The sequence below is a fragment of the Paraburkholderia bryophila genome (assembly GCF_013409255.1).
In the GTDB taxonomy this organism is placed as follows: Bacteria; Pseudomonadota; Gammaproteobacteria; order Burkholderiales; family Burkholderiaceae; genus Paraburkholderia.
The window spans coordinates 2,489,472-2,512,302 of sequence record NZ_JACCAS010000001.1; the positions used below are offsets into that span (position 1 = coordinate 2,489,472).

At 64.5% G+C, this 22,831-nt stretch carries 26 protein-coding genes; 6 read left to right on the plus strand and 20 right to left on the minus strand.

The features are described 5' to 3' along the window. Positions 1 to 10 precede the first annotated feature (10 nt). Positions 11 to 1,033: a taurine ABC transporter substrate-binding protein gene (gene tauA / locus GGD40_RS11035; RefSeq protein ID WP_179707109.1), complete on the minus strand. Its 1,023-nt coding sequence runs from the start codon at positions 1,031 to 1,033 to the stop codon at positions 11 to 13. Between the two features lie 274 nt (positions 1,034 to 1,307). On the opposite strand from tauA, the gene GGD40_RS11040 reads away from it, so the two are divergent. Together GGD40_RS11040 and GGD40_RS36895 are read left to right on the plus strand one after the other, a co-directional pair. Beyond that, positions 1,308 to 1,754 carry a hypothetical protein gene (locus tag GGD40_RS11040; protein ID WP_179707110.1) on the plus strand — a complete coding sequence of 149 codons (447 nt, stop codon included), beginning with the start codon at positions 1,308 to 1,310 and terminating at the stop codon, positions 1,752 to 1,754. Positions 1,755 to 1,809: 55 nt separating this feature from the next. Further along, a complete protein-coding gene (locus GGD40_RS36895; protein WP_257030393.1) occupies positions 1,810 to 1,944 on the plus strand; it encodes a hypothetical protein in 135 nt (44 codons plus the stop codon). Between the two features lie 92 nt (positions 1,945 to 2,036). Here GGD40_RS36895 and lipA read toward each other — a convergent pair whose 3' ends face one another. The 3 genes from lipA to GGD40_RS11055 all read right to left on the minus strand — a co-directional run bounded on the left by lipA (position 2,037) and on the right by GGD40_RS11055 (position 4,214). Then, entirely contained in the window at positions 2,037 to 3,044 is a 1,008-nt protein-coding gene (gene lipA / locus GGD40_RS11045; RefSeq protein ID WP_179707111.1) for a lipoyl synthase, read from the minus strand. Positions 3,045 to 3,057: 13 nt separating this feature from the next. Further along, on the minus strand, positions 3,058 to 3,795 hold the full coding sequence (gene lipB / locus GGD40_RS11050) for a lipoyl(octanoyl) transferase LipB (RefSeq protein WP_179707112.1): 738 nt from the start codon (positions 3,793 to 3,795) through the stop codon (positions 3,058 to 3,060). Positions 3,796 to 3,887: 92 nt separating this feature from the next. Then, the gene (locus GGD40_RS11055) at positions 3,888 to 4,214 is read right to left on the minus strand and encodes a DUF2917 domain-containing protein (protein ID WP_179743715.1); all 327 of its coding nucleotides are present in this window, start codon (positions 4,212 to 4,214) and stop codon (positions 3,888 to 3,890) included. Between the two features lie 98 nt (positions 4,215 to 4,312). Here GGD40_RS11055 and GGD40_RS11060 point away from each other — a divergent pair, with 98 nt between their 5' ends. Next, positions 4,313 to 5,287 carry a transcriptional regulator GcvA gene (locus tag GGD40_RS11060; protein ID WP_179743717.1) on the plus strand — a complete coding sequence of 325 codons (975 nt, stop codon included), beginning with the start codon at positions 4,313 to 4,315 and terminating at the stop codon, positions 5,285 to 5,287. 67 nt (positions 5,288 to 5,354) lie between these two features. Here the strand turns inward: GGD40_RS11060 and GGD40_RS11065 are convergent, their stop codons facing one another. From GGD40_RS11065 to GGD40_RS11110, 10 genes are all read right to left on the minus strand, one after another. Beyond that, positions 5,355 to 5,624 (minus strand): DUF493 family protein, encoded by a 270-nt coding sequence (locus GGD40_RS11065; RefSeq protein WP_035553756.1) that lies wholly within the window; start codon positions 5,622 to 5,624, stop codon positions 5,355 to 5,357. Continuing rightward, the gene (locus GGD40_RS11070) at positions 5,596 to 6,555 is read right to left on the minus strand and encodes a D-amino acid aminotransferase (protein ID WP_179743719.1); all 960 of its coding nucleotides are present in this window, start codon (positions 6,553 to 6,555) and stop codon (positions 5,596 to 5,598) included. Before GGD40_RS11070 ends, GGD40_RS11065 begins: the two co-directional genes overlap by 29 nt. A gap of 13 nt (positions 6,556 to 6,568) precedes the next feature. Further along, entirely contained in the window at positions 6,569 to 7,798 is a 1,230-nt protein-coding gene (locus GGD40_RS11075; RefSeq protein ID WP_179743721.1) for a D-alanyl-D-alanine carboxypeptidase family protein, read from the minus strand. Positions 7,799 to 8,144: 346 nt separating this feature from the next. After that, positions 8,145 to 8,789 (minus strand): alpha/beta hydrolase, encoded by a 645-nt coding sequence (locus GGD40_RS11080; protein WP_179707119.1) that lies wholly within the window; start codon positions 8,787 to 8,789, stop codon positions 8,145 to 8,147. Positions 8,790 to 8,797: 8 nt separating this feature from the next. After that, entirely contained in the window at positions 8,798 to 9,121 is a 324-nt protein-coding gene (locus tag GGD40_RS11085; protein WP_179743723.1) for a (2Fe-2S) ferredoxin domain-containing protein, read from the minus strand. A gap of 127 nt (positions 9,122 to 9,248) precedes the next feature. Beyond that, positions 9,249 to 10,406, minus strand: coding sequence for a VanZ family protein (locus GGD40_RS11090; RefSeq protein WP_179743725.1), 1,158 nt, complete (start codon positions 10,404 to 10,406; stop codon positions 9,249 to 9,251). Between the two features lie 31 nt (positions 10,407 to 10,437). Then, positions 10,438 to 11,064 carry an ABC-type transport auxiliary lipoprotein family protein gene (locus GGD40_RS11095; RefSeq protein ID WP_179707121.1) on the minus strand — a complete coding sequence of 209 codons (627 nt, stop codon included), beginning with the start codon at positions 11,062 to 11,064 and terminating at the stop codon, positions 10,438 to 10,440. Between the two features lie 38 nt (positions 11,065 to 11,102). Beyond that, positions 11,103 to 12,089, minus strand: a complete 987-nt coding sequence (locus tag GGD40_RS11100; RefSeq protein ID WP_179743727.1) for an MlaD family protein — start codon at positions 12,087 to 12,089, stop codon at positions 11,103 to 11,105. Between the two features lie 19 nt (positions 12,090 to 12,108). Next, positions 12,109 to 12,987, minus strand: a complete 879-nt coding sequence (locus GGD40_RS11105; RefSeq protein ID WP_179743728.1) for an ABC transporter ATP-binding protein — start codon at positions 12,985 to 12,987, stop codon at positions 12,109 to 12,111. Beyond that, complete coding sequence (locus GGD40_RS11110) at positions 12,984 to 14,117, minus strand: MlaE family ABC transporter permease (RefSeq protein WP_179743730.1); 1,134 nt, start codon at positions 14,115 to 14,117, stop codon at positions 12,984 to 12,986. The genes GGD40_RS11105 and GGD40_RS11110 overlap by 4 nt, the downstream gene beginning before the upstream one ends. Positions 14,118 to 14,223: 106 nt before the next feature. Between GGD40_RS11110 and GGD40_RS11115 the strand changes: the two genes are divergently transcribed. The 3 genes from GGD40_RS11115 (at position 14,224) to GGD40_RS11125 (ending at position 16,239) form a co-directional block, all read left to right on the plus strand. Further along, positions 14,224 to 15,126 carry a biotin--[acetyl-CoA-carboxylase] ligase gene (locus GGD40_RS11115; RefSeq protein ID WP_179707125.1) on the plus strand — a complete coding sequence of 301 codons (903 nt, stop codon included), beginning with the start codon at positions 14,224 to 14,226 and terminating at the stop codon, positions 15,124 to 15,126. After that, complete coding sequence (locus GGD40_RS11120; RefSeq protein WP_179743731.1) at positions 15,123 to 15,938, plus strand: type III pantothenate kinase; 816 nt, start codon at positions 15,123 to 15,125, stop codon at positions 15,936 to 15,938. Before GGD40_RS11115 ends, GGD40_RS11120 begins: the two co-directional genes overlap by 4 nt. A 61-nt stretch (positions 15,939 to 15,999) precedes the next feature. Continuing rightward, positions 16,000 to 16,239, plus strand: coding sequence for a hypothetical protein (locus GGD40_RS11125; RefSeq protein WP_035553786.1), 240 nt, complete (start codon positions 16,000 to 16,002; stop codon positions 16,237 to 16,239). A 3-nt stretch (positions 16,240 to 16,242) separates the two neighbouring features. On the opposite strand, the gene rfaE2 is transcribed toward GGD40_RS11125, so the two are convergent. The 6 genes from rfaE2 to GGD40_RS11155 form a co-directional block, all read right to left on the minus strand. Beyond that, positions 16,243 to 16,725: a D-glycero-beta-D-manno-heptose 1-phosphate adenylyltransferase gene (gene rfaE2 / locus GGD40_RS11130; protein ID WP_179707129.1), complete on the minus strand. Its 483-nt coding sequence runs from the start codon at positions 16,723 to 16,725 to the stop codon at positions 16,243 to 16,245. 178 nt (positions 16,726 to 16,903) lie between these two features. After that, a complete protein-coding gene (locus GGD40_RS11135; protein WP_134961085.1) occupies positions 16,904 to 17,776 on the minus strand; it encodes a ferritin-like domain-containing protein in 873 nt (290 codons plus the stop codon). A 585-nt stretch (positions 17,777 to 18,361) separates the two neighbouring features. Beyond that, positions 18,362 to 19,156 (minus strand): PhaM family polyhydroxyalkanoate granule multifunctional regulatory protein, encoded by a 795-nt coding sequence (locus GGD40_RS11140; protein ID WP_179743732.1) that lies wholly within the window; start codon positions 19,154 to 19,156, stop codon positions 18,362 to 18,364. Between the two features lie 127 nt (positions 19,157 to 19,283). Then, positions 19,284 to 20,141 (minus strand): enoyl-CoA hydratase/isomerase family protein, encoded by an 858-nt coding sequence (locus GGD40_RS11145; protein ID WP_179707133.1) that lies wholly within the window; start codon positions 20,139 to 20,141, stop codon positions 19,284 to 19,286. 144 nt (positions 20,142 to 20,285) lie between these two features. Next, a complete protein-coding gene (locus tag GGD40_RS11150; RefSeq protein ID WP_179743733.1) occupies positions 20,286 to 21,533 on the minus strand; it encodes an ABC transporter substrate-binding protein in 1,248 nt (415 codons plus the stop codon). Between the two features lie 309 nt (positions 21,534 to 21,842). Next, entirely contained in the window at positions 21,843 to 22,826 is a 984-nt protein-coding gene (locus GGD40_RS11155) for a fumarylacetoacetate hydrolase family protein (protein ID WP_179707138.1), read from the minus strand. Positions 22,827 to 22,831: the final 5 nt, after the last annotated feature.

The window sequence follows — 22,831 nt, forward strand, 5'->3', positions numbered from 1 at the left end:
CCTGCGTCGATCAATGCGCCGCGCGCTGCACGAACTGCGGATCGACGCCGCTCGAATAATCGGCGAGCACGTTCTGGATCGTGCCTTGCGTCTTCAGGAACGCAGCGGTCGCCGCCAGCGACTTCGCCGCGCCCGATTGCGCGCCGCCTCCCAGCCATGCATTCGACGCCTGTTGCGCTGGCGTCGGGAAAGCGTATAGCGCGAGGCTCGCCGGCACGTCTTGCGCGTTGGCGCCGGACTCCTTCGCGACGGCTTCCACCTGCGGCGACGCCGCGGTCCACGTGGACGTGTGATCGCGATAACTCGCGTCGGTCGAAGCCAGCACCTTCACGAAGCGCGCGACAAACTCGGCGTTCTGACTCGCGAACTTACGATCGACGACGAAGCCGTCGAAGGTCGCTTTGCCGGTTTGCTGCGCGACCTGACCCGACGTGATCAGCACCTTACCGTTCTTTTTGACCTTGGCCAGAACCGGGTCCCAGATGTAAGTCGCGTCGATGTCGCCGCGCGCCCAGGCCGCCGCGACTTCGGGCGGCCGCAGGTTGACGATCTTCACGTCGGCAGGATTCACGCCGGCGCTCTGCAACGCGACCAGCGTATGAAAGTGCGAGGTCGACACGAACGGCACGCCGATCTTCTTGCCTTTCAAACCGGCTACGCTCGTCACGTTGGAGCCGTCGCGCGCGACCAGCGCTTCGGCGTCGTTGATATTGTCCAGAATCCAGAACAGCGAAATATCGACACCTTGCGACAACCCCGCCGCGATCGGACTCGACCCGGCTTCGCCGAGCTGCACCGAACCGGAGGCCAGCGCGCGGATCACGTCGGCGCCACTGCCTAGTTTGCGATACGTCACCTTGTAGCCGGTGGCTTTCTCGACTTCGCCGGTGGCCTGCGCGTAACGCCACGGCACCACCATGTCCTGATACGCGATCACGACTTCTTTGGTGTCGGCGTGTGCCGCGGAAACAAACGTCGCGGACAGTGCGAGCAGCGTGGCGACCGCGGCCAACGGACGGTGAAAGCGCTTCATCGGGAAACCTCCTGCGTGGATGGTGTCTGGGAGGCTTCCGACTATAGGGAGTTTGTTCACTGACGGTTCTATTTAATCCGCAATTGCTAATGACGCTGTTCAAGCATTGCTTTTCACGTTCGGTTGGTTACGAGCGACTGCTACGGCGAGCAGTGAGCCGGTTCCAGCGAATGATGAGGCCTGCCATGCTCGCACGCAAGCTGGCCGTTCGGCATATTGACCGTGGTCCGGCGACGGCGGGATGATCAGCGGATCGTTTTCACCGTGCGCTCCTATGTTCGATTTTCTTAGCCGTCTGAGCTGGTTGTTTTTCAATGTCGGCGTGCCGATACTCGCGCCGATCGCGCTGCTGCCCTTGCTCGGTTTCTCGCGCTTCTACCGGCGGGCGTCGAAAGGTGTCGCGATACGCTCGGTGCAAGACGGGCAGCTTCTGTGGGTCGTCATTTCGATGTGCGCGAGCGCGTGCTACGAGATTGGTGGCGCACTGGGCAATGCGTCATCTGACGGCGCGCGCGCCTTGATGTTCGCTGGCTTGCTCTGGCATGGCATGTTCATCGTCACTTCGTCCATGATTGTGTCTTTCGGCACGGCCGATTCGATGCCACATCCCGCCGGCGAAAATAGTGAGAGGGTGCCCGGGCGGTTGCTGATGCGGGCATCACTGATCATTACGACACTCGTCGCGGCCTCCTATTCGATATCCCATTATTCGTTAACCTAATTAATTTAAAGTTGCTGCGTTATACTTTCGTCATCTCTACACACAGGGAGGTCACATGCCCAATCTGATCGATTACATCATCGAAAATCAAGCAATGCGCCACCGCTTTATCGCCGCCACGATTCCCTTCGCGATCGTCGGCACCACGATTTCATCGGTCTGCATGGTACTTGCGCGCTACTATCGCTAGCGCTTATGAATCGGCCTCGAGGGCCGGCCCGCCCAAAACAAAGCCCGCATCAAGTGCGGGCTTTGTTTAATACGGAGAGCGACCTAAAACGCTTAGACCACGCCGGCTCCATGCGCCTGCAAATCGGCGTGATAGCTCGACCGAACCATTGCGCCCACCGCCGCGTGCGTGAAGCCCATCTTGTACGCTTCTTCCTCGTACATCTTGAACGTGTCCGGGTGCACGTACGAGCGCACCGGCAGGTGGTGTTCCGACGGTTGCAGGTACTGGCCGATCGTCAGCATGTCGACGTTGTGTTCCCGCAGGTCGCGCATCACCTGCAGAATTTCTTCTTCGGTTTCACCGAGGCCGACCATCAGACCCGACTTGGTGGCAACGTTGGGATGCAACGCCTTGAAGTCCTTCAGCAGCTTCAGCGAATGCGCGTAATCCGAACCCGGGCGCGCTTCTTTGTACAAACGCGGCACCGTTTCGAGGTTGTGGTTCATCACGTCCGGCGGAGCCGCGTTCAGAATGCCGATCGCGCGATCCAGACGACCGCGGAAGTCCGGCGTCAGAATTTCGATGCGCGTTTCCGGCGAGAGCTCACGCGTCTGACGGATACATTCCACGAAGTGAGCCGCGCCACCGTCGCGCAAGTCGTCGCGGTCCACGCTGGTGATCACCACGTACTTGAGCTTCAAGGCGGCGATGGTGCGCGCCAGATTGCCGGGTTCGTCGACATCGAGCGGATCCGGGCGGCCGTGGCCGACGTCGCAGAACGGGCAGCGGCGCGTGCACTTGTCGCCCATGATCATGAACGTGGCGGTGCCCTTGCCGAAGCATTCGCCGATATTCGGGCAGCTCGCTTCTTCGCACACCGTGTGCAGATTGTGCTCGCGCAGAATCTGCTTGATTTCGTAAAAGCGTGAATTGCCGGTTGCCGCTTTGACGCGGATCCAGTCAGGCTTCTTCAGCTTTTCGATCGGGATGATCTTGATGGGAATACGGGCGGTTTTGGCTTGCGCCTTCTGCTTCGCGGTCGCGTCGTAAGCAGCGGCGGAAGCCGGCACGGCGTCGGAAGCGGGAGAAGTTGCGAGGTTCGCGGTAACGTCAGTCATTCGTTCGGTCCAGTCAGGCGGTGAGCGCACCGGCCTGCGGTTGGGCGACGGCCGCGGGACTGCCGTCGAGGTTTGCGGTGAGGCGTTCTGCAAAGGTACGGGCCACGTGGTTCCAGTCGGCCGTGACGCCCAGCGTTGCCATGTCGACTGTTTCGAGCCCCGCGTAGCCGCACGGATTGATGGCCAGAAACGGCCGCAAGTCCATGTTCACATTCAGGCTCACGCCGTGATAGCTGCAGCCGTTGCGGATTTTCAGACCCAGCGCGGCGATCTTCGCACCGGTGTGCAGTCCGGCGTCCGGTCCCGCATCTGACCCGGCGCCCACATAGATACCGGGGGCGCCCGCCTTGCGTTCTCCGGCGAGATTATACGCCGCGAGGGTGTCGATCACGGCCTGCTCGATTCGCGTGACCATCTCGCGCACCATCAGCTTGCGGCGCCGCAGGTCGAGCAGCAGGTAGGCCACCACCTGGCCGGGGCCGTGGTACGTGATCTGACCGCCGCGATCAACCTTGACCAGCGGAATGCCGCTGTCGGCGGCCAGCAGGTGCGCCGGGTCGCCGGCCTGGCCGAGCGTGAAAACGGGAGGATGTTCGACTAGCCAGATTTCGTCGGGAGTTTCGGCCGTGCGGGCGTCGGTGAACGCGCGCATGGCTTCGAAACTGGCTTCGTAGGGTTCGCGGCCCACCCAGCGCAGCGTGAGCGGCGCCATGGCGGGCAAGGGAGACGGGGAAACCGGGGTGGCGCACATAATCCCGCCAGTTTACCGAAATCTGGAAATCCCCGTTGAACAAGGAATCATGAACCGTGCCGGGCGCAACCGCGTGGCCGTTCCCAAGTCGGTCAAACCGTGCGCCAGCCGCCGCGCATACGGGCCGCGAGCCGTTCGCCGATCCGCGCGAACCAGTTCAGCGCGCGCTGATCGCAGCGCGTCGGCACGGAAAACGTCACCTTTGCCTGCACGCCGCCCTCGGCGCTCAGCCACAGCCGCTCGCCACAGCGCAGGCGGAGCGTATGGCCAGGCTGCAGCCAGTAGTCTTCCGTGTCGTCGCTACGTGTAACCCAGACCGCGCCGCCCTGCACGACCAGCCGGGTGCTGCGCGCTACCTTCATGGGAATGGTTTCGCCGCTGCGGATTTCAAACGCGATACTAGAGGAAATTTCTTGCATGATGCCCTCGCCAAAAATCGTTTCATGGCTACAATCGTAGGCGTAGCAAGGGTTTACGCAAAACGATCAATTTTCACCTCTATGTGAGAAATATTGCGATGGACCTCCGGCAACTCCCCCCACTGAACGCGATCAAGGCGTTCGAAGCCGCCGCCCGCCACGAGAGCTTCTCGCGCGCCGCCGACGAACTCTTCGTCACGCACGGCGCCGTCAGCCATCAGATCCGCGCGCTGGAGGCCGAGCTGGGCGTCTCGCTGTTCGCGCGGGACGGCAAACGCGTGCGGCTCACCGACACCGGCCGGCGCTACGCCACGCACGTGCGCGGCGCGCTCACGGCGCTCGCCGACGCCACGCGCGAAATCCGCGCCGGCGACCGCGAGCGGCGCCTGGTCGTGTCGATGTTGTCGTCGTTCGCGGCGCGCTGGGTGACGCCGCGCATCGGCAGCTTTATCGAGGCGCATCCGCAATGGGACCTCGAATTGCTGTCCACCAATGCCCTCACGGACTTCGCGCGCGACGATGTCGACGTGGCGATCCGTTTCGGCTTCGGCAAATATTCGGGGTTGCACGCGGAGTTGCTGCTGGAGGAGATTTTCTTTCCGGCCTGCGCGCCCGGCTTCAACGGCGGCAAGCTGCCGCAAACGCCGGCCGATCTCGCCAAAGTCCCGCTGCTGCGCTCCGACGACGAATTGTGGCGCCCGTGGTTCGACGCCGCCGGCCTCACCGACTGGCCGGAGCCGAAGCGCGGGGTGCTGTATCAGGATTCGTCGAATCTGCTGCAGGCTGCGATCGACGGTCAGGGCGTCGCGCTCACACGCCGCTCGCTCGCCATGCACGAAATCGCGGCAGGGCGCCTTGTGCGGCTATTCGATGTGGATGGGCCGAGCCCGTGGCAGTACTACTTCATCTGCCCGCCGCAGATGCTCGAGACCGCGCGGGTCAAGGCGTTTCGCGACTGGGTCTTCGCGGAGGTGGGACGCTTCAGGCAGCTTTTCGAGCAAGCTTGCGAAGTGGGGCCGAGCGCCGATAACGACGCCGCTCAGCCGGCGGACGCGTTGCGCGTCACGCCGTAATCACGTCAAACGTACCGGGTGCGAACAACAACGCGAGTGGTGCGAGTGATGCACGCGGTGCAAGGCCTCAAAGCACCACTTTGACCATCGGATGCCCGGTCAGCGCACGATAGATATCGTCGAGCTGTTCCTGGCTGGTGGCGCGCACCGTAACCGTCAGACCGGTGTAGTTGCCGCCGCTCGACGGCCGCGTTTCGAGGCGCGACGTGTCCACGTCGTTATCGAACTTCCGGACCACCTCGACGATCGTGTCGGTGAACTCCGGGTGCGTTTTTCCCATGATCTTGATCGGGAAATCGCAGGGAAACTCAAGCAGTGATGTTTTCTCGGGATTCATTCTCTACTCCTTGCTGCGCGTGTTGCGCTTCCTTGGCTTTGGCTCGCTGATAGCCCGCGTACAGTGCCGCAAAGACCGCGCCCGGCCGGCCCTTGCCGACCGCCTGGCCGTCGAGCTGCGTGACGGGCAGCACCTCCTTGGTGGCCGAGCTGACGATGATCTCGTCGGCGGCACGCAATTCGGCCTCGCTAATCTCACGCGCCTCGAAGCGGATGCCGCATTCCTGCGCGAGCGCTTCGATCAGCCCGTAGCGAATCCCTTCGAGAATCTTGTGACTGCGCGGCGGCGCAGCCAGCACGCCGTCCTTCACCACCCACACATTCGACGACGACCCTTCTGTCAGCACGCCGTCACGAAACTGGATCGTTTCGAACGCGTCGTTCTCGGCGGCGTATTGCGCCATCAGCACATTGCCGAGCAGCGATACCGACTTGATATCGCAATTCAGCCATCGGCGATCTTCCGCCGTCACGCAACGCACACCTTGCGCACGCTGCGTTTCAGACGGCAGATTCAGCGGCGTGACCATCACGAACACGGTCGGCTGAATGCCGGCCGGAAACGCGTGACCGCGCTTCGCGACACCGCGTGTCACCTGAATATAGGCAATCGCGTCCTGATCGGCGCGCAAACCGGCATGCGCCTCGTTGGCCGCGACCACGCGCGCGATCAGTGAGCGCCAGCCGGCGTCGTCGAACGGATTGGCAATGCCGATCTTGCCCACCGAGCGGGCAAGCCGCGCCAGATGCTGCTCGAAACGAAACGGCGTGCGACGGCCGGCATGGCCGGCGTACAGCGGCGCGACTTCGTAAATGCCGTCGCCGAAAATAAAGCCGCGGTCGAGAACCGGCACGCGCGCTTCGGACAACGGCACCAACTCGCCGTTCAGATAAACGATCGGGTCGTGCGAGACATCGTCAACAGCGGTCATTGCGTACAGGCTCTTACTTCTTCTTGTTGAACATCAGCATCAGCGAATCCCACACACGGCCCACCACGCCGGCTTGCGGCACAGCCTGCAACGCGACGATCGGGAATTGCGCCAGCACCTTGCCGTCGGCGACCAGCTTGGCCGTGCCGACCTGCTGACCGTTCGCGATCGGCGCGATCAGCGGATCGATCTGCTCGATCTGCGGCTTCACCTTGTCGCCCATGCCCTTCGGCACGGTGATGTACTGGTCGCCCTTCACGCCGATCTGCACCGTATCCTGCGCACCCTTGTAGACGCGCGGCGTGCCGACCACCTGGTTCGCCTTGTACAGACGCACCGTGTCGTACGCGGTGTAGCCGTAGCTCAGCATCTTCAGGCTGTCCTGCACCCGGTCGTGCTCCTTGGTCTCGCCCATCATGACCGTGACGAGACGGCGCGAGCCGTCGGTCGTGCCCGGCAGCGGACGCTTCGCGCTCGCGATCAGGCAGTAGCCGGCCGCTTGCGTGTGGCCGGTCTTCAGACCGTCGACGGTCGGGTCGATCCACAGCAGACGGTTGCGGTTCGGCTGCTTGATCTTGTTGTACGTGAACTCCTTGACCGAGAAGATGTTGTAGTAGTCGGGGAAATCGCGAATCAGACGCGCCGACAGCACCGCGAGATCGCCCGCCGTGGTGAAGTGCTGCGGATCGGGCATGCCGTTCACGTCGGCGAAATGCGTGTGCTTCATGCCGAGCTTTGCCGCTTCGTTGTTCATCATGTTGACGAACTGCGACTCGCTACCGCCAACCAGTTCGGCCAGCGCGATCGCCGCGTCGTTACCCGACTGGATGATCATGCCGTACACCAGATCGTGCACGGTCACCGGCTTGTTCGCCTCGATGAACATGCGCGATTCGTCGGTTTTCACCCGGCGCACCGCTTCGCTCGGCATCACCGTCTGGTCCATCGTGATCTTTTTCGCCTGCAGGGCCTCGAACACGAGGTACGCGGTCATCAGCTTGGTCAGCGACGCCGGTTCCACGCGCTCGTCGGCATTGCCCGACGCGAGCACCTGGTTGCTGGTGGCGTCGACGAGTACCCACGAACGCGCGTTCACCGCGGGCGGCGGCACTTGCGCGAACGCGGTGCTGGCCACGAGCGTGGCCGGCAGCACGACGCCGAGCGTCACGGCACGGCTAAGCGAAGAAGGAACGAAGGAAGCAACTGACGGGAAGGACGTGCGGCCGGAAGTGGAGAAACGCATAGGGTCGATTCGTGCAGAAAAATACATCGCGCGCAGGGCGCATAGTTTGGAAGAGCCGGTCGGCGAGCGTCTGGCCGCAAAAGCGGCGCGGCGCCCATTGGACTTCCGGCTACGCGATCGGTTCGCGCAGCACGCCCTGCATCCGGCACCGCTGCGCGCGCAACAACCAGGAAACAACCACGAAACAACCAGGTTACGCGTCGCGCGAACTGCCGGATGGGCGGCGCTGCGCCCAAAAAAGAGCGCTCATTATACGCGCGCTAACCTGGTAACTTTGCGCAAACGGGGACGATTAATTTGCGTTTGTGCGTACCTGTACCCCGGAAAACGCGGCGCGACGCACTGCTTAACGCCACGCGTCGACAATAATCCGCTTGAGGACGTGCAGCTTGCGATGCAGAAAGTGTTCCGCCCCCGGAATCACGACGACCGGCAATTCCTGCGGCCGCGCCCAGTCGTAAACCGATTGAATGGGCACCGTGTCGTCGGTCTCACCGTGAATCACCAGCGTGTTCTCCGGCACCGGCGCCACCTCCCAGCGGCTCGCCGCGGTACCGACGAAAACGATCCGCTCGATCGCCTGCTCTTCCTCGCGCAACTTCGCGGCCACGTGCGAAAGCACGAATGTGCCGAACGAAAAACCCGCGAGCACGAGGGGCAGATCGGCCTGCCCTGCTTCGGCGCGCATGTGATCCAGCACGGCGCGCAGATCGTCGCGCTCGCCGATGCCGGCGTCATGTTCGCCTTGCGTCTCGCCGACACCACGGAAATTCGAGCGGTACGTCACGTAGTTCAACTGCACGAGCGTGCGGGCGAGCGTCTGCGCGACCTTGTTGTCCATCGTGCCGCCGAACAGCGGATGCGGATGCGCGACCAGCGCGATGCCCCGTGGCGCGACACCGTTCTCGCGCATCTCGTCGGGCAGATCCAATGCGACCTCGATCTTGCCGACCGGGCCGTCGATCAGATATTTTTTCGTGTGTACGTTCATGGCGATGCTTATTGATCGATTTTCAGACGCTCGACAACCTTGCCGTTCACCAGGTGCGAATCGACGATTTCGTCGATGTCGCTCTCATCCACATACGTGTACCAGACGCCTTCCGGATACACGACGAGCGCCGGTCCGAGTTCGCAACGCTCGAGGCAACCGGCCTTGTTGATGCGCACCTGGCCGGGGCCCGCGAGGCCGAGTTGCTTCACGCGTTTTTTCGCATGCTCCTGCATGGCTTGCGCGTTGCAGTTCGCGCAGCTCGGACGCTCCGCGCCGGGATCGCGCTGATTGAGACAGAAGAAGACGTGGTATTTGTAGAAGGAGTCCATGATGTCCGGGGACGAAACTGTAAGAGTGGGGAATGGCGTTGTAAGCGCGCTAGCGCGCCGGTTTGTGCGATCGATTATAGCGACCGAGGCCGGTGGTCGCAGACGCTGAGGGCGTGGCGGCGGCGCCTCACACCCGCTTCACGCGCCGCTTGAGCCACGCCTGCTCGACGACGAACGCGAGCCACACCAGCGCCGCATACGGCCAGCTCCACGCCAGCCAATGCGCCAGACCGTTGAAGTGCAGATAACGCCCTTGCCGCCAATCAGCGAGCACGACGTCGAAGTACGGATTCACCGGCAGCAGATTGACGAGCACCAGTGAAACGATCAACGCGCCAGCCGCGAGCGCCGCACGCGATCGGCGCCGCAGGCGCAAAGCCAGCAGCGCCAACGCCGCGCCACCCACGAGCCCCACGAGCGCGCCCGGCGTCGCCCAATTGAATGCAAGCCCCGACTGCGATTGCAGAAATGTCGCGCCGACCTTCACGCACAACGTCGCGACGACAAACACCAACAGCAGACGCACCAGCGGCGCATGCCGACGCACCGGCAGCGACGCCAGCGCGAGCGCGGCAAACAGGTTGAGCGCGGCGATCAGCGCTTCCCAGGTATCGTCGGGCAACTTCGCCGCGAGCAACGCGGGCCATGCGCCGACGTGCCAGGCGGACGGCGCCCAGGCGAGCAACGCATCCTGCGTCGTCGAATCGAAACGCAGCCACAGCGTACGCGGCCAGTTGCCGAGACCGAACAGCCGCGGCGCGGGATACATGGTCGCGAACGGCCACGTCGCGACGAGGCAGACGAGCGCCGCGCTATCGCGCTCGAACCACAGCAGACGCAAGCGCCTCAACAAGCCGCGATCGAGCAGCGCGCCGGTGGCGGGCGACATGATCGCCGCGCCGAGCAGCGCGCCGAGCGCATTGGCGGCCAGATCGAGATTGGACGCGACGCGCGTCGGCAGATAGGTCTGCACGGCTTCCATCGTGCCCGACAGCAAGCCGCCGAGCACGAACGCCAGCGCCACGGCCAGCGTGCCGCGCCGGCGCGGATAGACCGCCAGCACCACCAGCGCGCCGAACGGCATATAGCCGAGCACGTTCGTGACGACGTCGAACGCCGTCAGGTACTGCGGCATAGGATCGAACAGATAGGCAAACGGAGCGAGGCCGAGCGAACGCCAGCCGGAAAACGGATACCACGAACCGTACACGATCAGCGCGGCATACAGCACCAACGCCTGCCGGGCGAGCGCCGACGGACGGCGCTGCCAGGGTTTTACGCTCATGCAGCGCTCCGTCGCGCGCGCTGCATGCGGATCACTGCGCGGCGACCAGCGCCTGCACGCCGAGCCACGCGCCGATCTGCGAGACCAGGTCGTCGCTGGCGACGGCGAGCGCCTGCGCGCCGCCGGCGGCGTCCGCCGAGCTGGACGGCGCCCGCGCGATAAACGTGCGCTGGCCGATCACCTTGCCGCTTTGGGTCAACGTGACGCGCGCGGTCACGGCCGCGTGACTTTCGGACTGGCTATCGAAGACCTGCTCGAACTCGCTCAGATCGACCTTCAGCACCGGTGCGGCGACGCCGTCGGCGCCCGTTAGCACGGTGCCGCGCGAACTGAGCGCGCCGCGCAGGCGTTGCGTCAACAATTGCGCGGGCGTCATGGTCCAGTGGCTGTTCGCGTAGGACGCGGTCTGTTGCGCGTCGGCGTAGCTGAGGCGGTAGATCAGCTTGTCGGACTCGAGCATGTCGGGCGCGCTCACTTCGAGCACCTTCACGGCCGGCGACGCGCCGGCCGACGCTGCCGGATTCGGCGGCCCGAAGTCGTAGCGAATGTCGGCGAGCGCCGCCGGATTTCCGGCGCAGCCCGCGGCTAGCACGCCGAACGCGAGCAACACCGCCAACGCGGCGCTCGAGGACAACAATCGGTGGGTCAAGCGTGACATGACAATCTTCCTTTCTTCAAACCTGCAAATTCATTGATTCATTTCGCGGCCGCAGCGGCAGGCGCGGCGGCATGCCCGGCGGGCCACGTGAAACCGGCCTCGCCCGGACCCGGCGCCGCACGCGGCGAGCCGCCGAACAGCAAACCGCTCGGATTGGTGCTGAACGTGTCGGCCGCGCGGTCCACCGAGCGGGCCGCGGAGCGCACGTCTTCGGCGAGCGAGTTGACGCGCGGCAAGGTGTCGTAACCGATCCGCGACGACAGTTCCTGCACCGAGCCGTTCATCTGCGTCAGCGCGTCGCCGGCCTGTTGGGCCGCCGTGCCAACCTTGTTGAGATTGGTTTCGAACGGGCCGTCCACGCGGTTCAGGCTGGTAATCAACTGATTGGTCGACGCCAGCGTGCGATTCAACTGGTCGATCGTGCCGGGCAGCTTGCCGGCGGCCGGCGCGAACTGCTGGGTCAGCGTGGCGACGCCGTCGGCGGCTTTCTGGATGCTGGCCGCGGTGCCGTGCAACTGCGCGACCATCTCCGGCGACAGCAAATTGTCGACGTCGTCCGTGACTTTTTCGAGTTTGCGCAACAGGATGTCGCCGCGTTGCTGCAGTTGATCGAGCAGGCCCGGACGCATCGGCAACTGAGCGACATCCTTCACCGACGACGGCAGCGGCGACGGATCGCGCCCGTTGTCATCCAACTGGATGAAAGCGATGCCGGTCACGCCCTGAAAACCCAAACTGCCGAAGGTCGAGCGGGTAATCGGCGCGTGCGTGTCGACCAGAATGCGGATCAGGATTTGCCCAGGATGGTCGCGGTCGAATTTGATCGACTGCACCTTGCCGACGTCGAGCCCGCGATAGCGCACCGCCGCGTCGGTATAGAGCCCCGTCACGTTAGTGCGCGCGATCAGATCGTACGGCACGCGCACGGAGCGGTCGACGTTGAACAAAAAAGCCGCGACTGCAATGGCCGCCAGCAAGGCTACCGTGAAGAGCCCCGCCCAAAAGGCATGTGATTTGTTTTCCATTCTCAGGTTCCCTGGTTCTTCACAGCGGCAATTCGGACGACGCCGACTCGAGCGCCGCGCGCGGCAACTTCGCGCGACGTTCGGGCGGCAGCGCCTGCAGCGCGCGACGTCCGCGCAGGCCGAGGAAATATTCGCGGATGAACGGATGATCGACGCCCGCCGCCTCTTCGACCGGCGCGGCGACCAGCACCGTGCGGTCCGCCAGCACGGCGACGCGGGTGGACAGCGCGATCATCGTGTCGAGATCGTGCGTGACCATCACCACCGTCAGCCCCAGCGCGCGATGCAGCGCGGAAATCAGTTCGACGAATTCATCGGACGCCTGCGGATCGAGCCCGGCGGTCGGTTCGTCGAGAAACAGCAGTTCGGGTTCGAGCGCGATCGCGCGGGCAATGCCGACCCGCTTGATCATGCCGCCCGACAGCGCCGACGGCATTTTCGACGCATGCTTGCACGGCAGCCCGACCATCTCGAGCTTGAGCATCACGATATCGCGCAGCAGGTCTTCGGGCACCTTGCCGAGTTCGCGCACCGGCTGCGCGATGTTGTCGAACACCGACAGCGACGAGAACAGCGCGCCGCGCTGGAACAGCATGCCGGAGCGGCTGCGCATCAGCAGCGCGGTTTCCGGCGAGATCGTCGCGAGGTCCTCGCCGAACAGCTTGATGGTGCCGGACGAGGGCTTCTCCAGCCCGAGAATCTGCCGCACCAGCGTGGTCTTGCCCGAACCTGAGCCGCCGACGATCGACATGATCTCGCCGCGCTTCACATCCAGATTCAGATGCTGATGGACGATGTTGCGGCCATAGCGCTTGGTGATGTCGATCACCTCGATCACCGGCTCGGCGATCGACGGCGCAGGCTGGCCGCGTACGGCCTGGGAGAGTGGCGCGATCATCCGAGCCCCACGTTCTGGAAGAGAATCGCGAACACCGCGTCCGCGAGAATCACGATGGTGATCGAGGTCACCACCGAGGTCGTCGTGCCTTCGCCGAGACTCTGCGAATTCGCCTTGATCCGGAAGCCGAAGTGACAGCCCACGATCGCGATCAGCATGCCGAACGCGACGCCCTTACCGAGCCCGATCCACAGATTGGCGACCGGCACCACGCCCGGCAACGCGCGCGCGAAATAGCTCATGTCGATGCCGAGCACGATCTTGGCGGCCAGCGCGCCGCCGGTCAGCGCGATGATATTGGTCCACATGACGAGCAGCGGCATCGCCAGGCCGAGCGCGACCACGCGCGGCAGGATCAGCCGCAGGCCGTGCGGAATGCCCATCACGCGCATGGCGTCGAGCTCCTCGGTCACGCGCATCACGCCGATCTGCGCGGTGATCGCCGACCCCGAACGGCCCGCCACCAGAATCGCCGACAGCACCGGCCCCAGTTCGCGAATCACCGACAAGCCGAGAATGTTGACGATGTACTGGTTCGCGCCGAACAGCCGCAGTTGCTGCGCGGACAGATAGCTCAGCACGATGCCGATCAGGAACGCCACCAGCGCGGTGATCGGCAACGCCCTCGCGCCGGCGTTATAGACGTTCGCGGAAATTTCGGTCCACGGCGCGAGCTTCGGCTTGCGCAGGATCGCCAACAGATCGAGCACGACGCGCCCGAGCATGCCGACGCCGCCATACAGATGCTCAAAGAAGGAGAAGATCGACAGACCCAGCCGCGTGAACGGATCGAGCTTGACCACCGGCTCGGCCGTGTCGCGCACCGTGTCGAGCAACGCAATGCGCTCGAAGATGTCGCGCTGCGTGTCGGTGAGCGTGGTGTCGGGCGGCATCTTGTGGCCCCACACGCGCCACAGCGCTTGGCCGCCGACGTGGTCCATCCGGTCGATGCGCGATAGATCCCACTCGTGGATGCCCTCGGCAACGAGCAGCGAGCGCAAAAGCGGGATCACATGGCCGGTCGCCCGGTCGCGGGCAAGCGCGAGCGCCGTCCACTGGCCCGAGAGCCGGACGATCTTGCCCTGGCGGCCGGCCGCGACTTCGAGGCCGGGCGGAGTGTCGTAGTTCAAGGATCGCGAGAATCTGGTTATCGGATTAGGGGCCATTGTAACGAAGGCGCGGCCGATGGGACTTGCCGGCGGCCCCATTGGGTGCGCTGTCGCTACAATATGAGACATGAACGCCTCCAAGACTCCCCCCCAAGCCGCCGCGACCGATTGGCGCATCGACCGCGAACGCGCCGTCGCGCTGTTCGGGCCGCACGCGCATGACTGGCCGATCGAAATCGTCGAGGAAACCGGCTCGACCAACGCCGACCTCATGACCCGCGTGAAGGCGCTGCCGCGTAGAAGCAACGCGCTACCGCGGCCGCTCGTCCGGGTCGCGTATCTGCAGACCGCCGGGCGCGGCCGGCGCGGCCGTCCGTGGTATGCGGAGCCGGGCAACGCGCTGCTGTTTTCGGTGGCGTGCGTGCTGCCGCGTCCGCTGGAAGAGCTCGCGGGTTTGAGCCTCGCGGTCGGCGTCGCGCTGGTCGACGGGCTGCGCTCGCTGCCGGTCGCCGGTCCCGGCCAGATCGCGCTGAAATGGCCGAACGATGTGCTGCTGGAAGGCGACAAGCTGGCCGGCATCCTGATCGAAACCGCATGGAGCACCGACTACGCCAGCGCAGTGGTGATCGGCATCGGCACCAATGTGAAGGGCGCGGACGAACTCGCCGCCAAGGTCGGCGCGCTGAACGCCGACGTGCCGCCGCAGGCGCGCGGCACGGTGCCGACCGCGCTGCAGCGCGCGTTGCCCAACGCCAATCTCACCGACACGCTGGCCGCTGAATTGAACGCGCTCGAACCTGCGTTACAGCGCTTCGGCGCGGAAGGCTTCGCGCCGTTCCAGGCGCGCTGGAACGCGGTGCATGCGTACGCGGGACGCGAAGTCGTGCTGCTGGAACAGGGCCAGGAAGTGGCGCGCGGCACGGCGGCGGGCGTCGACGAGCGCGGCCAGTTGCTGCTCGACACCGCGACCGGCCGTCAAACGATTTCAACCGGCGACGTCTCGCTACGTCTGGCCGACGGTGCGGCATGACGAGCGGTGCGCCGTCTCTGCTGATCGACGCGGGCAATAGCCGCATCAAGTGGACGCTGGTGGAACCGGACGGCGCGCCGATCGCGGCCGGCGCGTTGGCGCATGACGGTGTGGATCAGCCGTCCTGGTCGAATCTGCCGACACCTGGTGGGGCATGGCTGTCGAATGTCGCGGGCGAAACGGTGGCCGCGCGGATCGCCGCGTTGCTCGATGCCCATTGGCCGGGTCTGCCGCTCACGACGATCCGCGCCTGCGCCACGCAATGCGGCGTGACCAATAGCTACACCACGCCGCACGCGCTCGGCAGCGATCGCTGGGCCGGCATGATCGGCGCGCACGCGGCGTTTCCCGGCGAACATCTGCTGATCGCGACGTTCGGCACGGCGACCACGCTGGAAGCGTTGCGCGCGGACGGCAGCTTTGTCGGCGGTCTGATCGCGCCGGGCTGGACGCTGATGATGCGCTCGCTCGGCGAGCACACCGCGCAGTTACCGACGCTCGACGCCACCGCCGCACGCGGCCTGCTCGACGCCGCCGATAGCGCCGCAGCATCCCGCCGTGGCCCGTTCTTCGCGACGGACACGCCGCGCTCGCTATCCGCCGGCTGCACGCTGGCGCAGGCCGGCCTGATCGAGCGAATGTGGCGTGATTTGCAGGATGAATGGCAGGTGCCGGTGCGCCTCGTGGTCAGCGGCGGCGCCGTGGACGAAGTGGCGAGCGCGCTGAAAGTGCCGCATACTCGCCACGATTCGCTCGTGCTGTCCGGCCTCGCGCTGATAGCCGCCGAGCACGCGATGGCACGCGGCGTCTGACTGGCGGCCATCGGATCGGAATCACGACGGCTCAACACCTTCTGGACGGGGAAAACCAATAATGCTGCGCTGGCTGATCGCCATCTTGTTTCTTGCCAACCTGCTGGCATTCGTCGCGGTGCGCGGTGTATTCGGCCCGACGCCCACGGCCGGCGGGCGCGAACCTAATCATCTGAATCGCCAGATTCATCAGGAATGGTTGAGGGTGCAACCGGTTACGGCCGCTGAGGCCGCCGATCAGGCGGTGGTGGGCGGCCCGGCGCCGGTGGCGCCGATCGCGGCGTCGGCGTTGCCGCAGTAGCCGTCAGCCCTGCGCGCGGACCTTCTTCAACAGCGCCGTGGTCGAGCGGTCGTGTTCGAACGGAATCGCCAGCGCTTTACCGCCCCACCCTCGTACGATGGCCGACTCCGGCAACACATCCATGTCGTAGTCGCCGCCTTTGACGAGCACGTCCGGCCGCAGCGCCGAAATCAGCTCGACCGGCGTCTTCTCGCCGAAGCACACCACGTAATCGACACTTTCCAGCGCTGCCAGCAACGCCATGCGGTCCGACTCGTTGTTGATCGGCCGGTCGTCGCCCTTGCCTAGCATGCGGACCGACGCGTCGCTATTCACGCCGACGATCAGGCAAGCGCCGAGCGCCTTCGCATCGGCCAGATAAGTCACATGCCCGCGATGCAGGATGTCGAACACGCCGTTGGTAAACACCACCGGCGCGTTGAGCGTGGGACGCAGCGTCGCGAGAGCCTCGCGCGTCAGCATCTTGCGTTCAAAAGTAGCAGCCATGACGGAATCGGAAAGAGAATAAAGAAGTGCCGTCACGATACACGCTGGACGGCATGAAGCAAAACGGCCCGGCAAGCTCACGCTTGTCGGGCCGTTCCTGAAACCGTAAAACCAGTTCGTGACGCGGGCTGTTAGCCCGGCGCGAACCCGCTGACGCGGATCATACGCCGAAGCGCCATCAAGCCGGCTGTTCCGACGACTTCTGCTCTGCCTGCAGGCGCAGGACCACTTCCTTGCGGTAGCGGTTCAGTTCCTGCGCGGTGTTGAACGTGCGCTCGAACAGAATGGACAGGTTGTGCAGAATCCGCTCCACGACCTTCTTTTCCCAGCCGTCGTCGAAACGGATCTGTTCATCGAGCCAGCGCTCGAGCCATTCCGGATCCGGCAGACGCGACTGAATCGTGTCGCGCGGGAACAGCGCCTGATTCACGTGCAGATTGGTGGGATGCAGCGGCTTTTCGGTGCGACGCGCCGACGCCATCAGCACGCCGATCTTCGCGAATGCAGCACGCGCGATGTCGCCCGTTTGCACCATCGCTTTCTTCATGTAGCGCAGGTAAGCGCCGCCATGGCGCGCTTCGTCGCGCGAAATGGTTTCGTAGATCTGCTTGATCACCGGCTCGGTGTGCCATTCGGCCGCACGGCGATACCAGTGGTTCAGGCGGATTTCGCCGCAGAAGTGCAGCATCAGCGTTTCGAGCGGCGGCGCCGGATCGAATTCGAAGCGCACCGCGTGCAGCTCTTCTTCGGTCGGGCACAGCTCGGGCTTGAAGCGGCGCAGATATTCCATCAGCACCAGCGAATGCTTCTGTTCTTCAAAGAACCACACGCTCATGAAGGCGGAGAAATCGCTGTCGTGATGGTTGTCACGCAGAAACATTTCCGTGGCGGGCAAGGCCGACCATTCGGTGATCGCGTTCATCTTGATCGTCGCGGCCTGCTCGTCGGTCAATAGCGATGCATCGAACTTGTCCCAGGGAATGTCTTTCTCCATGTCCCATCGAACGGATTCGAGCGATTTATAAAGTTCCGGATAAAGCATGGTGTTCATAGTCCCACCCCTGTTCTGCGCATACTGTGTGTGTCTGCTGCTACGTGTAGCACTCTCGCTGACGACGAACGGATCACGCCGTGCGTCGGCCAACATTCAATTTTACGCGGTAATCAGCCGCCTAGATGCACCGGGCAGCAAAGAAGTCGGGCGTTTGCGCGGGCACGCCCCATCTAAGCTACGCGCTGCGCGGCCAACCGTGGGTGAGGGATACCCTATGCCTGAGGTCGAGCCAGTCTGCGGTGAAACCGCACCGTCCAGCCCTGCGCCGGTCTTACCGGCGGCAAATGAAGCTAGGGCGGCACGATTGGTTGTTTTTGCGCACGCCCAAAAATCAACTAAAAACCAACTAAAGCTTACACAATGATAGCACGCTGACTTTACGGAATTCCCACGTTAGCAGACGCCGCGCCGCCGTCCGCTTGACCTCTCTCAACAAAGCGCGCGATCCGCGGAGTGTGGCCGAGGATCGAGGTCAAAACCATGACAGACGGCGAACCGGCCCCTATCGCCGGCGTGCCGTGCGGTCTTTTTGCCGATGACGGGCGGGTTCGCTTCGTCTTCCGTCACCCGTCATTCCCGCGTTCAGGTCGACTTTTTCGCCGCGCGTGGCGTGGCGCTCGCGCTAGCCGTGCGTTTCGCGGCGGACGGCGCCCGTTTCGCAGCCGGTCGTTTGGCTGCGGATTGCGCGCCTTGCGGGGGCGTTTGCGACGCGTCGACCGTGGCTTCGGCTGCGGCCCCACCGCCGGTTTCCGCCGATGCGGATTGAGTGGAATCGTCCGTCGCAGCGTCCGTCGCGGCCGCCGGCTGCGTCATCGCGAACTGGGCGATCTGATTGAACTGCGACTGCAGCAGGTTCCACCATGCGGACGCATCGAATGGAGGCGTCGACGGCGTTTCCTCGTCGTCGGCGCTGGATGGTTCGGTCGCGGCCGACGCAGCCGCGCCGCTGGCCGAAGCCGTCTGCTGCGGATGCGGCCAGCCGGTCGCCGACGCGGGACTCGGCGCGGCGGATGCCGCCGGCTGCGCCATCGACGATTGCGCGAACGCGCCGAACGCACGCAGGGTGGCGAGCGTCGCGCGTTGCACTTCGAGCGCCTGAATCGCGGACTGCAGCATGCTCAGATTCAGCTTGAGCCATTGCTCGACGGCGCGCATGTCGGTGATGCGCTTGTCGAGTTCCTCGACGTTGGTGAGCGGCGCCATCATGTCGGACATCATCGACAGCGACGGTGCCATGCCACCGCCCGGCTGCGCGCCGGAGAACGCGGAGCCGAACGGCGACAGCCGCATCATGCCCCACATGCGTTCGAGCATTTCAGCGGGCGGAAAGCCGGGGAAGCCGGGAAACGGCGGCGTGGAATCGGGTGTATCGGTCATGCTTGTCGCCTCGCTGCATAAGTGTAGGAGTGCGCGCCGGCCCGCACGCGTCGGAGTCGATCATACCGTGCGGGGGCGGCGCGTCAGGAGCCTTTGGGGACGGGGGCTTGGGTCAACTCACCCCATCTCACCCCGCTTCACCGCGCCACGGATCCGCGCCGCCGAAATCCGGCGCGCGCCGTTCACGCAGCGAATTCACGCCTTCGCGCACGTCCGGCCCGGCAAAGCCCATGAATTCCAGCGCCAGCGACGTATCGAACGCCGGCCCGGCCGACCGCAGCCAGTTGTTCAACGCGTACTTGGTCCAGCGAATCGCGGTTTGCGAACCGTTGGCGAGTTTGCGCGCCACCTCGAATGCTTTGGGCAGCAGATCGCTTTCGTCGACGGCGAGCGAAACGAGGCCAATACGCTCGGCCTCTTCGCCGCTCACCGGCTCGCACAGCATCAGGTAATACTTGGCCTTCGCCATGCCGCACAGCAGCGGCCAGACGATCGCCGCGTGATCGCCCGCCGCGACGCCCAACCGCGTATGACCGTCGATAATCCGCGCCGTCTTCGCCGCGATCGAAATATCCGCGAGCAGGCCCGCCACCAGGCCCGCGCCGACCGCCGGACCATGCATGGCCGAGACGATCGGCTTGCTGCAGTTGATCACGTTGTAGACGAGGTCGCGCGCCTCGCGCCACACCCGCGCGCGCACGTCGAAATCGGTCGCCATGTCTTCGACCAGTTGCAGATCGCCGCCGGCCGAAAAGCCCTTGCCCTCGCCGCGAATGATCGCCACGCGCGTCTGCGGATCGCGGTCGATATCGCGCCAGATTTCGGCGAGTTCGTAATGCATCCGCGCGTTGGCGGTGGCGAGGCCGCTCTTGTTGGCGCCCTCGCCGCTCATCACGACTTCGAGCACGCCGTCGGGATGACGCGTCAACTGAAGCGACTGGTAGTGCGCGTAAAACGCGTCGTTGGTGTGTGAGGTCTGAGACATGGTGAGCAATCCGTGACTTGCATGAGAGGCATTCGAAACGCGTTCAAAACGTGTTCAGCGATGTTTGCAACGATTCGCGACGATCGGCTTGGCGCGCGTCCGGCAAGCAGCCGACGCGCCGCCTCTTCTCCTCAACGCGGCCGATCAACGCGGCTGATAAACCCATTTCCCATTCATGATCTCGACCATCACGCGAGCGCGTTGATCGAGCCCGAGGTGATCCGTCGCGCTCATGTTGACGACGCCATTCGTATCTGCCAGACCGCGTGTCGCTTCGAGCGCATCGCGCAGCGCGCGACGGAATTCCGGTGTGCCGGGTGCGCCCGCTTTCAACGCGATCGGCACGGCGTGGTTGAGCAACATGCCGGCGTCCCAGGTGTACGAGCCGAACGCCGACACGCTGCCCGGTCCACGCAGCGCTTCGAAGCGCGCGATGTAATCCAGCGCGAGACGTTTGGCCGGATGATCAGCCGGCAATTGCGCGGCCACCAGCACCGGACTCGCCGGCAGGAACGTGCCGTTGCAATCGGCGCCGCACACGCGCAGGAAGTCGTTATTGCCGACCCCATGATTGTGATAGATCAGCCCTTTGTAGCCGCGTTCCCTCAGCGTTTTCGGCGGCAGCGCGGCAGGCGTGCCGGCCGCGCCGACCACCACCGCATCGGGATGCGTCGCGAGGATTTTGAGGACCTGGCCGGTCACGCTCGGATCGGTGCGATTGAAGCGCTCGCTCGCCACCATGTCCATGTGATGCAGTTGCGCGAACTTCGCGACTTCGGCGTAGAAGGTCTCGCCGAGCGCATCGGCCTGGCCGATGAACGCGATGGTTTTGACGCCATGCGCGCTGGCGTGCTCGGTGATGGCCGACGCCATCATCGCATCGGTCTGCGGCGTCTTGAAGACCCAATGGCGTTTCGCATCCACAGGTTCGATGATTTTCGCCGACGACGCCAGCGAGATCATCGGCGTTTCACCTTCGGCGACCACGTCGATCATCGCGAGCGAATTCGGCGTGATCGACGAACCGATGATCGCGTCGACGTGATTCTCGGAGATCAGCTTCTTGGTGTCCTGCACGGCTTGGGTGGTGTCGGACGCGTCGTCGAGCACGATGTACTCGACCGACTGACCGCCGATCTGCTTCGGCAGCAACGTGGCCGTGTCGCGTGCGGGAATGCCGAGCGACGCGGCCGGTCCGGTCAGCGACAGTACCAGGCCAATCTTGACCTGCGCGAACGCTGCGCCGGGCAACGCGCCCACGCAAGCGAGCGCGGCGCACAACGCAGTGGCGCGAATAACACGGCCGCCGCGCGGCAGACTCACGCGCGCACCCGACGTTTCAATCGTTTCACTACGCCGGGTTCCAGGTTTGATGGATGCGAATCGCGGCATGTTGTCTCCTCACGTTGGTTTTCGTTTTTGATGTGCTGCCGATGAACGACCGACTAACCGTCTGTTGACCGCTTACGGCCGCATCGCACGCGGCTGAACGGCGGCGACGCGTCGCCGCGCTGCACCGGCAGCCCGCCACCCCCGGCGCGCCGCCGCGCCAGTCAGTGTAGCCGCGCGCTGGGGCGGCGGCATCGGGCGAAACCCTTTCGAAAACGCATTTGAAATCGGCCCGTGTGGCGCTGTCGCGGCACGCACATTGCGCACTCCACGCGCGCTACGCTACGCCCCACTCCGCACAACCCCCGCTCATCAATCTAACGGCGCGATGCCCTGATCGATCGAACCGAAAATCGACTTGCCCGCTTCGTCGAACATTTCGATCTTCACGGTGTCGCCGTACTTCATGAACTCCGTTTGCGGCGCGCCGTGCTCAATCGTTTCCAGGCAGCGCTTCTCGGCGATACAGCAATAGCCGCGCTTCGCGTCCTTGTTCGACACGGTGCCCGACCCCACGATCGCGCCGGCGCGCAGGTTGCGGGTTTTCGCGGCGTGCGCGATCAACTGGCCGAAGTGAAACACCATGTCGGTGCCGGCGTCCGGCTGACCGACTTTCTTGCCGTTCCAATGGACGATCATCGGCCGATGCACGCGGCCTTCTCGCCAATGTTCGCCGAGTTCGTCGGGCGTGACCGCGACCGGCGCGAACGACGTGGCCGGCTTGCTCTGGAAAAAGCCGAAGCCCTTCGCGAGCTCGGCGGGAATCAGGTTGCGCAGCGAGACGTCGTTGACGAGCGTGATCAGGCGCACGCTTCTGAGCGCCTGATCGGGCGTGGCGCCCATCGGCACGTCGGTGGTCATCACGGCGACTTCCGCTTCGAAGTCGATGCCGAACGCTTCCGACGCGCACAGCACGTCGTCTTTCGGGCCGATGAAGTCGTCGCTGCCGCCCTGGTACATCAACGGATCGGTCCAGAACTCCGGCGGCATCTCCGCGCCGCGCGCGCGCCGCACCAGCTCGACATGGTTCACGTACGACGAACCGTCGGCCCACTGGAACGCGCGTGGCAACGGCGCCATGCAATCCTTGGCGTCGAACGCAAAGCTGTTGCGCGCGCGGCCCTGATTGAGCGCGTCATACAGATCCTGCAGTTGCGGCGCGTAGAAGGTCCAGTCGTCGAGCACGCGCTGCATGGTGGGCGCGATCGCGTCGGCAATAGCCGCCGTGTGCAGGTCGCGGGACACGACGATCAGTTGACCGTCGCGCGTGCCGTCCTTCAGCGTGGCAAGTTTCATAGGGA

What these genes read in the sequence shown, in the direction of transcription:
- tauA (WP_179707109.1), bottom strand. Translation starts at nt 1,033, where the DNA reads ATGAAGCGCTTTCACCGTCCGTTGGCCGCGGTCGCCACGCTGCTCGCA.
- GGD40_RS11040 (WP_179707110.1), top strand. Translation starts at nt 1,308, where the DNA reads ATGTTCGATTTTCTTAGCCGTCTGAGCTGGTTGTTTTTCAATGTCGGC.
- GGD40_RS36895 (WP_257030393.1), top strand. Translation starts at nt 1,810, where the DNA reads ATGCCCAATCTGATCGATTACATCATCGAAAATCAAGCAATGCGCCAC.
- lipA (WP_179707111.1), bottom strand. Translation starts at nt 3,044, where the DNA reads ATGACTGACGTTACCGCGAACCTCGCAACTTCTCCCGCTTCCGACGCC.
- lipB (WP_179707112.1), bottom strand. Translation starts at nt 3,795, where the DNA reads ATGTGCGCCACCCCGGTTTCCCCGTCTCCCTTGCCCGCCATGGCGCCG.
- GGD40_RS11055 (WP_179743715.1), bottom strand. Translation starts at nt 4,214, where the DNA reads ATGCAAGAAATTTCCTCTAGTATCGCGTTTGAAATCCGCAGCGGCGAA.
- GGD40_RS11060 (WP_179743717.1), top strand. Translation starts at nt 4,313, where the DNA reads ATGGACCTCCGGCAACTCCCCCCACTGAACGCGATCAAGGCGTTCGAA.
- GGD40_RS11065 (WP_035553756.1), bottom strand. Translation starts at nt 5,624, where the DNA reads ATGAATCCCGAGAAAACATCACTGCTTGAGTTTCCCTGCGATTTCCCG.
- GGD40_RS11070 (WP_179743719.1), bottom strand. Translation starts at nt 6,555, where the DNA reads ATGACCGCTGTTGACGATGTCTCGCACGACCCGATCGTTTATCTGAAC.
- GGD40_RS11075 (WP_179743721.1), bottom strand. Translation starts at nt 7,798, where the DNA reads ATGCGTTTCTCCACTTCCGGCCGCACGTCCTTCCCGTCAGTTGCTTCC.
- GGD40_RS11080 (WP_179707119.1), bottom strand. Translation starts at nt 8,789, where the DNA reads ATGAACGTACACACGAAAAAATATCTGATCGACGGCCCGGTCGGCAAG.
- GGD40_RS11085 (WP_179743723.1), bottom strand. Translation starts at nt 9,121, where the DNA reads ATGGACTCCTTCTACAAATACCACGTCTTCTTCTGTCTCAATCAGCGC.
- GGD40_RS11090 (WP_179743725.1), bottom strand. Translation starts at nt 10,406, where the DNA reads ATGAGCGTAAAACCCTGGCAGCGCCGTCCGTCGGCGCTCGCCCGGCAG.
- GGD40_RS11095 (WP_179707121.1), bottom strand. Translation starts at nt 11,064, where the DNA reads ATGTCACGCTTGACCCACCGATTGTTGTCCTCGAGCGCCGCGTTGGCG.
- GGD40_RS11100 (WP_179743727.1), bottom strand. Translation starts at nt 12,089, where the DNA reads ATGGAAAACAAATCACATGCCTTTTGGGCGGGGCTCTTCACGGTAGCC.
- GGD40_RS11105 (WP_179743728.1), bottom strand. Translation starts at nt 12,987, where the DNA reads ATGATCGCGCCACTCTCCCAGGCCGTACGCGGCCAGCCTGCGCCGTCG.
- GGD40_RS11115 (WP_179707125.1), top strand. Translation starts at nt 14,224, where the DNA reads ATGAACGCCTCCAAGACTCCCCCCCAAGCCGCCGCGACCGATTGGCGC.
- GGD40_RS11120 (WP_179743731.1), top strand. Translation starts at nt 15,123, where the DNA reads ATGACGAGCGGTGCGCCGTCTCTGCTGATCGACGCGGGCAATAGCCGC.
- GGD40_RS11125 (WP_035553786.1), top strand. Translation starts at nt 16,000, where the DNA reads ATGCTGCGCTGGCTGATCGCCATCTTGTTTCTTGCCAACCTGCTGGCA.
- rfaE2 (WP_179707129.1), bottom strand. Translation starts at nt 16,725, where the DNA reads ATGGCTGCTACTTTTGAACGCAAGATGCTGACGCGCGAGGCTCTCGCG.
- GGD40_RS11135 (WP_134961085.1), bottom strand. Translation starts at nt 17,776, where the DNA reads ATGAACACCATGCTTTATCCGGAACTTTATAAATCGCTCGAATCCGTT.
- GGD40_RS11140 (WP_179743732.1), bottom strand. Translation starts at nt 19,156, where the DNA reads ATGACCGATACACCCGATTCCACGCCGCCGTTTCCCGGCTTCCCCGGC.
- GGD40_RS11145 (WP_179707133.1), bottom strand. Translation starts at nt 20,141, where the DNA reads ATGTCTCAGACCTCACACACCAACGACGCGTTTTACGCGCACTACCAG.
- GGD40_RS11150 (WP_179743733.1), bottom strand. Translation starts at nt 21,533, where the DNA reads ATGCCGCGATTCGCATCCATCAAACCTGGAACCCGGCGTAGTGAAACG.
- GGD40_RS11155 (WP_179707138.1), bottom strand. Translation starts at nt 22,826, where the DNA reads ATGAAACTTGCCACGCTGAAGGACGGCACGCGCGACGGTCAACTGATC.